This window comes from Shewanella sp. 10N.286.45.A1 (assembly GCF_041470405.1).
Classification (GTDB): Bacteria; Pseudomonadota; Gammaproteobacteria; order Enterobacterales; family Shewanellaceae; genus Shewanella.
The window spans coordinates 8,105-18,728 of sequence record NZ_JBFRMK010000023.1; the positions used below are offsets into that span (position 1 = coordinate 8,105).

The 10,624-nt window shown below is 43.3% G+C and carries 11 protein-coding genes; 1 reads left to right on the forward strand and 10 read right to left on the reverse strand.

What is annotated here, in order from left to right; translation table 11 throughout:
• Positions 1-37: 37 nt before the first annotated feature.
• The 7 genes from AB4238_RS02115 to AB4238_RS02145 all read right to left on the reverse strand — a co-directional run bounded on the left by AB4238_RS02115 (position 38) and on the right by AB4238_RS02145 (position 7,479).
• Positions 38-730 carry a polymorphic toxin-type HINT domain-containing protein gene (locus AB4238_RS02115; protein WP_372030903.1) on the reverse strand — a complete coding sequence of 231 codons (693 nt, stop codon included), beginning with the start codon at positions 728-730 and terminating at the stop codon, positions 38-40.
• Between the two features lie 288 nt (positions 731-1,018).
• Positions 1,019-1,711 carry a hypothetical protein gene (locus AB4238_RS02120; protein ID WP_220740431.1) on the reverse strand — a complete coding sequence of 231 codons (693 nt, stop codon included), beginning with the start codon at positions 1,709-1,711 and terminating at the stop codon, positions 1,019-1,021.
• Positions 1,712-2,018: 307 nt separating this feature from the next.
• Positions 2,019-3,707: an NAD-dependent malic enzyme gene (locus tag AB4238_RS02125; RefSeq protein ID WP_372030905.1), complete on the reverse strand. Its 1,689-nt coding sequence runs from the start codon at positions 3,705-3,707 to the stop codon at positions 2,019-2,021.
• Between the two features lie 214 nt (positions 3,708-3,921).
• A complete protein-coding gene (locus AB4238_RS02130) occupies positions 3,922-4,386 on the reverse strand; it encodes a DUF1456 family protein (RefSeq protein ID WP_372030907.1) in 465 nt (154 codons plus the stop codon).
• Positions 4,387-4,463: 77 nt separating this feature from the next.
• Positions 4,464-5,612, reverse strand: coding sequence for a serine hydrolase domain-containing protein (locus AB4238_RS02135; RefSeq protein WP_372030908.1), 1,149 nt, complete (start codon positions 5,610-5,612; stop codon positions 4,464-4,466).
• 18 nt (positions 5,613-5,630) lie between these two features.
• Positions 5,631-6,896: an Nramp family divalent metal transporter gene (locus tag AB4238_RS02140; protein WP_372030910.1), complete on the reverse strand. Its 1,266-nt coding sequence runs from the start codon at positions 6,894-6,896 to the stop codon at positions 5,631-5,633.
• Between the two features lie 46 nt (positions 6,897-6,942).
• Positions 6,943-7,479 (reverse strand): PH domain-containing protein, encoded by a 537-nt coding sequence (locus AB4238_RS02145; protein ID WP_372030912.1) that lies wholly within the window; start codon positions 7,477-7,479, stop codon positions 6,943-6,945.
• A gap of 215 nt (positions 7,480-7,694) precedes the next feature.
• Between AB4238_RS02145 and AB4238_RS02150 the strand changes: the two genes are divergently transcribed.
• The gene (locus AB4238_RS02150) at positions 7,695-8,321 is read left to right on the forward strand and encodes a glutathione S-transferase family protein (protein WP_372030913.1); all 627 of its coding nucleotides are present in this window, start codon (positions 7,695-7,697) and stop codon (positions 8,319-8,321) included.
• 137 nt (positions 8,322-8,458) lie between these two features.
• Here AB4238_RS02150 and AB4238_RS02155 read toward each other — a convergent pair whose 3' ends face one another.
• The 3 genes from AB4238_RS02155 to AB4238_RS02165 all read right to left on the reverse strand — a co-directional run bounded on the left by AB4238_RS02155 (position 8,459) and on the right by AB4238_RS02165 (position 10,290).
• Positions 8,459-8,959, reverse strand: a complete 501-nt coding sequence (locus AB4238_RS02155) for a DUF4447 family protein (protein WP_372030914.1) — start codon at positions 8,957-8,959, stop codon at positions 8,459-8,461.
• 38 nt (positions 8,960-8,997) lie between these two features.
• Positions 8,998-9,399, reverse strand: coding sequence for an SMI1/KNR4 family protein (locus AB4238_RS02160; RefSeq protein WP_220739041.1), 402 nt, complete (start codon positions 9,397-9,399; stop codon positions 8,998-9,000).
• Between the two features lie 108 nt (positions 9,400-9,507).
• Positions 9,508-10,290 (reverse strand): RelA/SpoT domain-containing protein, encoded by a 783-nt coding sequence (locus AB4238_RS02165; protein ID WP_372030916.1) that lies wholly within the window; start codon positions 10,288-10,290, stop codon positions 9,508-9,510.
• Positions 10,291-10,624: the final 334 nt, after the last annotated feature.

Below are 10,624 nucleotides of genomic sequence, written 5' to 3' on the forward strand. Positions count from 1 at the left end.
ATAAAAGAATAAAAGAATTGAAACGAACCCAAAGCCCCTAATCAGGGAGCGAGGGCAGGCTGTCTCTGTGACTCTTAATGATATCGCTGGCGCCTAATGAGCCATCATTTAATGCGCAGCCGTAGTTCTCTCGGCAATGCTGACAGGGGCTCATAGTATTCACGAACCGGCCTTTCTTGGTGTACTTCCTTATGTAGGCATGAGAAATCTCGACATTACCTTGGTGCAATGTAATGTTATCGCCAAGTTTTAAACGTAAATTGTTCACCGCCGCATCTTCGGCGCACATCAAGTCATTGGCTCGTCCCCATGCTATGACATCTTCACTAGATTCAGTTGCGATATATCTCGCTGCCGCCCACGGACCGCTGTGGTTTCCTGTGGGTTTGCCATCTGCAAAGTGAGAAGGTTTATCTGCTAACTGGTATGCCACTCGTTCAAGCTCGTTACTGGGTAACGTATCGGTATATACCGCACCAAGTGACTGACTTTGTGCGGATATGAAATAGTGGTGGTTGTGGCTGACCATTAAGTCGCGGCATTGGTATTGCCCTTCAATCACATTGATATTGGTAATTTCGGCAATACTGCCACTTTTTGCCAATATCCTAGAGCCAGCTTTGAGTTCTTTGGCTTTTATCCAGCTTTGTGTGCTGAGAAAAAATGTATGCTCGGGGTTTACCAACATTAAGGTTTTCATTTCACCAATTGAATATTCAATCTCAATCATAGCAGCAGTAGGTTTCCACACTTTTGTTTAGTAGCTTGAGCTCGTTTTTGTTTGCTAAGTATAACGTCTGAAGCAGCGGCAATATAGCTTGGTAGGAGGGTTCGGGGGAATCTGTTTGTAAGTGGTTGATTAGTTTCTTGGGAGGGCTCGAGTATTAAACGTCTCTGTTATTTATTACTCGTGGTTTATCAATCGCAGATTGAATTTAATGCTTGTTACTGAATAACCAGCCTCATCGTCTTAACTAGACTGAAAATGAGGCCGGTAGCTACTTTACTTTCAGTTACTTCAAAGCGTTGTTGAAGTATCCGCAACTTTAGTTTGGCTCTTTTGTTGAATTTGAGCCTTTAATGCAGGGTCAGAAAGGAGCTGCAATAACTGATCATGATAAGCGCGAAGAATGTTGTTTTGTGGAGACTCACTTCCTTGCTCTTCGATCACATCTCTTTCTTGAGTGCTTTTCTGATAGGTTAAGCCAGCGTTTTTATCAAATAAATAGGTATCAACATGAGTATCAAAATTAAAGGAAGATACCCAGTTCAAGTTGATGCTAAAAAACCATTCCTGTAAGTCGAGCACTAAAAGCTGTTGCGATTCTTGCTCTGTGAGAGTGTAGCTCGCAATAGTTTCAGTAGGCACGGTTTTAAAATCGACAGGAGTCACCTGCCAACCTTTTTCAGTTAGGCCTTTTACAATTCTTTTTTGCAACCACTGAGTTAAGGTTAACTCTTTGTCACCTTTATCCGTTGCGAGTATCTGCTCAACACTCCAGTCAACGGGGATCCCAAACGTTGCATGTGCACGACCAACAAAGGTTTCTGGTTTACCTTCTTTAACCTTTTTTCGGTTATCGATCACGCTAATTAGAATAGGTTGCTCGTTTTTATATTCTGGCGAGGGGGTCTGTTCGTGTAACGGAATTGGAGAAACACAGCCCGTTAAAATGAATATGGCAAATGCCATTGCTAAACCTTTGTACATAGTAAGTCCTTTTTATCTGTAATTAGTTTACTCAAGCCGCAAGAATTATATATATATAAATAGATATTTATCAATTGCTTGTGCAATAAGGTTGCCTCCAATTAATACTGTTGATTATAAAGACCTACAATCCGGCGGCTTAAATGTGCCCAGTTAAATCCATTTGTGTAAATAGCGATGAGGGTGGCAGCTTATGGGGGGCGAGCCATATAGCTGGTGCACTTTATTAGCTATAATTGCTATGCATTAGTAAAAAAGCAGCCTGGTAAGGCTGCTTTTCTTGTATTTTTAGCTTATAGGTTACGACTTAGAATGAAGTTCGCTTGTAACGGCGATATTCTGCTGTCCAGAAGTTATCTTCAATAGCTTGAGTCAATAACTCATCGCTAGTTGGCAGAGCATGTCCTTCATCGATAGCCACTTTAGCGACGGCAAAGGCGATATGTTTACTCACTTTATGAATATCTTCAAGTTGCGGCAGCAGTGAACCTTCACCGTCGATAGATAACGGCGAGCATTCAGCTAATGCACGACTTGATGCCATCAACATAGCGTCACTGACTCGCTCTGCACCAGCAGCTAGGACTCCAAGACCTATGCCTGGGAAAATATAGCTATTGTTGCACTGGGCGATCTCGTAAGTCACATCGTCAACCACGACTGGCTCAAACGGGCTACCTGTTGCTACCAGCGCTTGGCCTTTAGTCCAGTGTAGAATATCTTTTGGCGTCGCTTCTACGCGGCTTGTCGGATTTGATAGTGGGAATACAATCGGGCGTTCACAATGGCTGTGCATCGCTTTAATTATCTCTTCACTAAATAAACCTGGTGCACCTGATACGCCAATTAATACTGTTGGCTTAGCATTGTTAACCACATCCAGTAGAGAGATATTTTCGCTGAAATTGTCCCAATTTGTTATGTCGTCACAATCTTGCGCTAATTTCTGCTGGAACGGCAGTAGGTTTGGCATATTCGATTGCAACATACCCCAGCGGTCAACCATAAACACTTGCTTACGCGCTTGAGTTTCAGTTATCCCTTCTGACACCATTTGTGCCACGATAGCTTCAGCAATACCGCAACCAGCTGAGCCAGCGCCTAAAAAGGTAATACGTTGTTCGCTGAGCTGAGTCTCTGCAGCCTTACATGCGGCCAAAAGCGAGCCTACAGTGACCGCTGCTGTACCTTGGATATCATCATTAAAGCAGCAATATTGGTCTTTATAACGTTCCAATAATGGCATGGCATTTTTTTGGGCGAAGTCTTCAAACTGAATAAGGGCATCAGGCCAGCGGCGATGAACCGCTTGCATAAAGGCTTCAACAAATTCAGTGTACTCTTCACCGCCAATACGTGGATTACGCCAGCCCATATACATAGGGTCTTCGAGTAGATGTGGGTTGTCGGTACCGACATCGAGAGTAATGGGCAGGGTATATGCGGGACTAATACCACCACAGCTGGTGTAAAGAGAAAGCTTACCAATTGGGATCCCCATACCACCAATACCTTGATCGCCAAGACCAAGAATACGTTCACCGTCGGTTACTACGATGATTTTAACTTTCTGGCGAGTAGAGTTATTAAGAATATCATCGATGCGGTCTTTATTCGGGTATGAGATGAACAAGCCACGGTTGCGACGGTAATCTTTTGAGAAACGCTCACAAGCCATACCCACTGTTGGGGTATAGATGATTGGCATCATTTCAGTAATATGGTTTTGCACTAAACGGTAGTAGAGCGTTTCATTGGTATCTTGAATGTTTCTAAGATAGATATGCTTATCTAGATCATTGGTAAAATTCTTATATTGGTCATAAGCACGTGATGCTTGCTCTTCGATGGTTTCAATGACATGGGGCAACAGGCCTTCAAGATTGAAAAAGATACGTTCTTCATCGGTAAAAGCACTGCCTTTGTTAATCAACGGTGCTTCAAGAATGGCAGGACCGGCAAAAGGAAGATACAGCGGGCGTTTATTATCGTCCATTAGAAACCTTTTCTCTGTTTTTGTTAGTGTTGTGGGGAGCTGTGACATTAATCACCGAAGACTAACACAAAGTGTGATCATTATTGTATTTTGTAGGCGGATAAATTGATTTTTTTAATGGCTAGCTTGTTTTAAACGCTGTGGGGTTTCGGACATAAAAAAGCACAGCGATTGCTGTGCTTTTTTACGTTCGAAACTAAATATAAGCGAATGCTTACTTTGGACGATGCTTAAGCGAAAGTCCCATCAAGAAGTTACGTAGAACTTGATCACCACAAGGCTTGTAATGCTTGTGACCTGGCTTTCTAAATAAAGCGCCCAGTTCCGATTTAGACATGTTAAATTCGGCGAGGGTCAATGCTTCAAGAATATCGTCTTCACGTAGCTCAAAAGCAACTCTTAATTTTTTGAAAATAAGGTTGTTGGTTAGCTGTGAAAGAGGCTCTGGTACTTCTGCACCAGGCTTGAGTCCGCGCTTGTAGATCACGAAGCCGTCAAGGAACATACACATGGTTTTGTCGTTACAAGGCTGGTAGCCCTCTTCAGACTCTTTTTTCAATATGTCTATCATCTGTTCTTGAGTAACTTCATGCTTAGCCTTGGCAAAAATGCGGATCATTTTTGCATTGCTTAAGTCAAGAATGTAGCGAACTTTACGTAAAATATCGTTGTTAATCATATATGTGCTTTCTTCAATCTATTTGACCACGCGGCTGCGTAGTCATCGCGGCGTATTATAGCAGAAATATCGTGGGTTTACTTTGCTGCAATTAGAGTTGTGGTAAGGGCTTGTTTACCTGCTTGGTATAACTTGGCGACGGGTCTGTCTTCCAGTAACACCAGCTTATTGCGAATACTTTCACGTAGCTTGTCGTGTAAGCCAAATGTGCGCTGAGTATCGTGTAGATCCCATGACGTATTTTCCAACACAACGACATTAACGTTCGACTGAGGATAGTAAAGCGCTAGGCTGACATACCCAGGAAGATACCCGCTATGGCTATACTCGGTAATACCTTTGTATTCGTCTAGTTGAGTACCATAACCATATCCGACTTGTCCCCAGCGATGAGTGCGTATGCTGTGGCTGGTGGTCATTGCCTTTAAACTTTTTTCGCTGATCAACTTTCCTGAAAAGAGTGCATATTGAAAATGACTATATGCATCTGCAGAAGCCATTATGCCGCCAGCAGGGAGCAATTGCGGCGTAATTTTAACATCAGCATCTTGATAACTCGAAAATGTATTGCCATCTTGCTTATGTATCGTTTCAGCTCTGCCAAGCAATAGTTGTGAGTAATGTTTTCTAATCGTCGATGTCTTGCCCAATTGAGCCGTGAGACCACCTAAAGCCGCTTGCTCATTCAGCGCATTTATCTGCGTTGTGATTGGCTGCTGGTAAACATTCTCAAGTATTTCGCCAAGCAGTGTGTAACCGTAGTTTGAGTATTTAAACTGGCTACCAGGTTCAAATAGTGGTGGCTTACCTGGAGCGATAAGCCCTGACGTATTACTGAGCAGCTGTGAGATGGTGACACTATCAGGAATAGTTGCATCTTTGCTTTGAGATATGGGCAAATAGCGATTGGCTGAACTTGTTAATTCTAATTTACCGTCATCGACAGCTTTAAGCACTAACGTAGCAGTCACTTGTTTGGACAGCGAGGCGATAATGAAGCTTGATTGCAGTTTTACATCATCACCAGAAATATAGGTAAATAGCGGTTCATCATCACGCTTAACCATAATGATGCCGTTAAAAGGGCGTTCATTCTGGGCGATGATGGTAGGCAGTTGGCTGGCGATATCACTGTTAGCTATCAGGTTCGCACTGGCTTTGTTCGCTGCCCATAGCAACAAGGTTAGCACTAAAATGCTGAACAGAGTTTTAGTTAGAAAATGCATTAGGAGTGTGGCGTTCCGTTATTTAGTCAGCATCCAATAGATGAATAGAACAGCAAAACTTACTAAGTAAGTTAAACCGACCAGAGAGAGTACTCTCATTTTTGCACCATAGCGATCTTCAAGTGGAATTGCTGTGCTGATCATCAACTTATAGTTAAGCCAAGCAAAAATCACTGTAGTCATAAAGGCGAGGATCATAACAAACTCAAGCAGTGGAAGCAGTGCTCCTTTGAAAAATAAGATAATAGCCAGCCCACACAGACTCATTAAACACATCACTATGTTGAGTCTCTTTTCGCTGTATCGGCCACCCTTTAATAACTGCCAACCCATGTTCAGCGTACGGCTATAACCATCAATGACGGTCACTGTGGTGCTAAAAATACATAAAAAAGCCACCATTCCTATTAAGTAGCGGCTTTCGCTGCCCATGACTTTGCTATAGAGACTGATCAATTGTTGAGAAAACTGCACCCCAGATGCTGAAAATGTCTCGCCGCTACCATGCATGACAAGTGTACCTAATGCTAGGAATACAACGGCAAGCAGGGCGGTGACGATATAACCAAAATTAAAGTCGAGGATGGCTTGCTGTTTACTGATTTGTTGGCTTTTCTTCTTTTCAATTAACCAAAGTGAATTCCAAGCGCTAACTTCAATAGGGGCAGGCATCCAGCCCATCATAGCAACTAAAAAGCCTATGTAGGCCCATTGCCATGGCGAGGTCGATACAAAGCCTGGTTGCACGATTGACGGAGCGTTAAACGCTAAAGCAACCGCGATTAATGTGGTTAAAGTTAATGCCAGCATGATGACTTTAGTCATCTTATCGAGGAGTGCGTAGTGGCCAAAAATAAGGATGGTTAAACTTGATAGCAGTACCAGTAGTGCCAATAGATCTATCGATAGCGGCACAAATTGGGTCAACATCGCTGCAGTTAACATCGCCACGCCGGCAGTGCTGGCAATGGCGGCAATCACATTAAGACAGGTAAACAGCAGTAAATACTTTCGCCCTTGCTTTAAATAACCTTCAAGCAGGCTTTCACCTGTCGCGGCGGTATAGCGAGCGCCGGCAGCAAAGAAGGGATATTTCAGTATATTGACCGCCAGAATGACCCAAGCCAATTGCCAGCCAAATTCAGCTCCGGCGCGAGTCGATGCGACAAGGTGAGAGGCGCCAATGGCGGCGGCCGCCATTAATATCCCCGGCCCCATAGCCCCTAATAGTGCACCTAAGTGAAAAGAGGGTTTGGCTAGTGACTGAGTATTACTGTTGCTCATGGTTTTAATTCTGTCTTATTGATTAAGGGAAGTGCTACGTCAAAGATTAACTTTTACTGTTAGCTTCGATGCGTTTGAGGGTATCAGAGATCTCTTGTAAAAGGCTCACGACACTAGTGTCATTATTTTCATCTTGTACTGGACTGGTTTCAAGTTGGCTGAGTTTCTCTTTCTGCGCCAAGACCTGACTTCTAAAATCGGCTGCATCGACAATTCCGGTTAAATTAAGCAGTGCCCCAGTTCCTGATTGACCCGCTGTTTCTATGGTCAGTTTGTGGAGTTTAAACATCCGCATCAGTGGCCCTTGGATGAGTGCCATATCAGTGATTTTATCCAGCGGTACAGTATTTTCGGTGCGAGTAAAAACCCCTTTGCGGACAATAAGCTTTTTGTCGGTTAACTCGGTGCTCATGTTGGCGATATAACGCTTAGTAAAAATATGGCCTATGGGTAGCCATAGCAACAGTAACGGTAGACCGACAATCGATAGCGCTAATAAAATGCTAAATGGTGTTAACCAGTATTGTCCAAGGTTACTAACAAATTCCGCCTTCTTGATACTGGTTTCCCTGCTCTGCTGCATACAGTTTCCTTTCAGTGATTGTTGTCCAATCCAAGATTTATTGACTCAGCCTAGCGGGTCAAAGTGACTCAACTGATTACTTTTAATTGTCTTTTATAAACTTAAGCAAATTCGAATCTAATTTAAAGCTATTTAATTATTTTAGGACTAATTGTTAGTTTCCATTTTCGTCTTAACGGAGTAGTTTAATGGTTTTACTGCAGAGGAAGCGCAAGATGATTACTTTATATGGAGTGCCACGTAGCCGTTCACTGAGAGTGTCTTGGACATTAGAAGAGTTAGGGCTTGAGTGGCAATATGAGTTCATTAACTTTTCCAAAGGTGACAGCCGTCATCCCGATTTTTTGGCCATTAACCCTTGTGGAAAAGTGCCTGCGTTAATCGATAATGGAAATGTTATTACTGAGTCTGCCGCTATTGCAGTATTTTTGGCTGAAAAATATGGTGAAGGCCGCTTACTACCCAAAGCTGGTTCAGATGCATCAGCGTTGCATCATAAATGGGTTAGTTTTATTACTTGTGAGCTAGAGCAGCCTTTATGGACTATTGGTAAGCACAAGTTTGCTATACCTGAGGAGTTAAGGCTTGAGGCTATGTTTGCGGTAGCAAAATGGGAGTTTGATAAAGCCGCTGCGATTGCAGAGCTTTGGCTACCTGATAGCGAGTTCTTACTTGGTGATGAGCTCAGTGTCGCAGATATTCTTTTAGGCCACACCTTGTTATGGGCGACACGATTTGAGCAGGATATACCGCCTAAGTTAGCTGCCTATCGAGACAGGATCACGGCCCGAACAGCCATGGTCACGGCTCTTGAAAAAGAGCTGGCGGGCGCAGCAGAGTAGGGCAAGGCACCGAGTCTAATACAAAAAAAGCATCCGAATAGATGCTTTTTTATGAAAAACGGTTCTATATAAAAGTGCTGTAAAATCGTCCTTTATTTTCCGTCTTTGTATATAAACGATAAAAGCTAGGTGTAACTTTATAGCTGAGCTGCAGCCCATTTAGCACGATTCTCACGGCTCTCTTTTAGGCCATCTTTGTCGCGGAATGCTTTGTAAGACTCAAAACTAAGCGGGACGAGAACCACTTCCACTTCAAGCATCAATTTACACTCTTTCTTAATACGCCAAGCTGAAGTGTTGTATAGCTCTGCAAGTGGCAGAGTCCCAAGAAACTCGGGGTTATATTGGGCATATAGAGCTTGCGTTGGGTAAACCACAAAGCTCAGTGTACGCTTAGGTTCTTTAGTAAATAGTTCTTCAATACCGTCGCAAGTATTCAGTACCTGCATTTCGATCGCTTCATCAATTTCAATCAGCTTTTTTTGTACAGGCATATGCGCTGGCTTTTCGCCCGCTTCCCATGCAATGACATCGGCTTCTGTGACTTTGCCTATCTCGGCAACTTGGGCGGTGGTTAGCGCAAGTGAGTGACGTAGGTACTGCATTTCAATGGCGTTTAGGCCAAGAACTTTAGACATGGTGTTTCCTTTATTTAATTTGTAGCACTTTAGCTAACTTAGCTACGCATCCAAACATTTTCAGCCCATTCCCAGAATGTTTCCCAGCTGTCCTCTTCTATCTCATCGTCTTGCCACAACTTCACTTCGCCCTCTTGGCTGATAAAGAAAAAAGCATCGCCACGTTGGCAGATAGGGACAAATTCACGCGGTAAACCAATGGACCATGCGTAAGCTGCGACTTCTGGCAAAAAAGTATGGGAATGCGGATCGCTGGCAGTGACAGGCTCTAAGCTGCCGACGATAACATCACTGGCTTCCATCAAGTACTCTTTCAAAGCCAAAGGTAGCGGGATTAGGATCTCTTCCTCTACTTCAACAATTTGTTCAAAGGTTGCGAGTTCTAACGGTACCGGAACCGTTTCGCTCATCTCTTGTAGTTGCTCAATGATATCGTTCATATTTTTTCGCGTGTGAAGACTATTGGGCGGGAGTATAGACGTTTATCAGGCAAGTCACAAAAAGAGATGTCAGTTGCGGGGCGTATTTTTGGCCCCGCATAAGAGGTTTTAGGCAGCGGCTAGGATATTGGCTTGATCTAGGCGCTTATACCTAAGCCATGCTTTGTGGTAAAGCTTGTGTGACTGCTGGCGTAGCTGGACTATTTTTGCCGCTTCTAAATCATCAAGTTGTCGTAATTGATCTGCGGAATTAGCTTGGATCTGCTGCACTTGCTGGTAAACCTCATGCTCATCACCGCTTTTAATCTCAGCGATATCAGCCAAGTGTAATTGGATCTCGGCAATCATCTGTGACTGAGGCAACCTAACCAGCAGGTTAAGATCGCGATAACCGGACTCTTTGGGCTCGGCAAAGCGGTTCTTAACTTGAATAATTTGGCTATCGGTTTTAACCAGTGCGAATGCTTGCATCAGGTTTTGAATATCGTTACTAACAATACTGGCTCTAACCAGATCAGTCAGTTGGCTGGCATCACCATCGAGTTTATTTCTCACTTTCGCTTCAGCTCTTTCGCGGCTTTTTATATCCGCCAGAATCGATTGGGTTTGAGTTTGCTCGGTAATGTGATTCAGTAAATTGGCCAGCTCTTGCTGTGCGTTTGCAGAGTTGGCGTACAGTGCATTTAAGTCTGCGCTAGTTTGCCTTGGTTGTTGGTACTGTATTGATTCGATAGCGGTAAGGCCATCTAGGTCATTGGAAAATGCCAGTTTAGCGTTATAGCTACCTTTTGAGGTATTGATATCGTGTTCGAGAGGCACGGTTTGTGCGAAGGCTGAACGAGTCGAAAGAAGCAATAAAAAAATAAAAAACGTTCGTAATATCCGGTTCATAGCTATCCCTTTTAATGGCTGTAGACCTATATCAAATCTGATTGCCTCTTTGGTATAGAAGAGGTAATTCTAATCAGATTTGGTATTAATCTAACCTGTGGATACTGAAGCCATGCTGAATGGCAAATTAACATTTATTCATAATAATACCAATTGCATTAAGTATTTGACCCGTTCAGAGCCCCTCAGTCTTTTCAATTCAAAGCGCATTGGTAAAGAAATGGTTATTCCCTTTTAAGCCAATGCAAAGCAGAAGTGGAAAGACTGAGGGGCTCACGTAGTGCGGGTTTCAAAACGCTGTATGCTTCGCTATGGGATTTGGATATAGAATAAC

Coding starts and splice junctions, on each gene's coding strand:
- AB4238_RS02145 (WP_372030912.1), bottom strand. CDS start 7,479: ATGCAGCAGAGCAGGGAAACCAGTATCAAGAAGGCGGAATTTGTTAGT.
- AB4238_RS02130 (WP_372030907.1), bottom strand. CDS start 4,386: ATGATTAACAACGATATTTTACGTAAAGTTCGCTACATTCTTGACTTA.
- AB4238_RS02125 (WP_372030905.1), bottom strand. CDS start 3,707: ATGGACGATAATAAACGCCCGCTGTATCTTCCTTTTGCCGGTCCTGCC.
- AB4238_RS02150 (WP_372030913.1), top strand. CDS start 7,695: ATGATTACTTTATATGGAGTGCCACGTAGCCGTTCACTGAGAGTGTCT.
- AB4238_RS02120 (WP_220740431.1), bottom strand. CDS start 1,711: ATGTACAAAGGTTTAGCAATGGCATTTGCCATATTCATTTTAACGGGC.
- AB4238_RS02140 (WP_372030910.1), bottom strand. CDS start 6,896: ATGAGCAACAGTAATACTCAGTCACTAGCCAAACCCTCTTTTCACTTA.
- AB4238_RS02135 (WP_372030908.1), bottom strand. CDS start 5,612: ATGCATTTTCTAACTAAAACTCTGTTCAGCATTTTAGTGCTAACCTTG.
- AB4238_RS02115 (WP_372030903.1), bottom strand. CDS start 730: ATGATTGAGATTGAATATTCAATTGGTGAAATGAAAACCTTAATGTTG.
- AB4238_RS02165 (WP_372030916.1), bottom strand. CDS start 10,290: ATGAACCGGATATTACGAACGTTTTTTATTTTTTTATTGCTTCTTTCG.
- AB4238_RS02155 (WP_372030914.1), bottom strand. CDS start 8,959: ATGTCTAAAGTTCTTGGCCTAAACGCCATTGAAATGCAGTACCTACGT.
- AB4238_RS02160 (WP_220739041.1), bottom strand. CDS start 9,399: ATGAACGATATCATTGAGCAACTACAAGAGATGAGCGAAACGGTTCCG.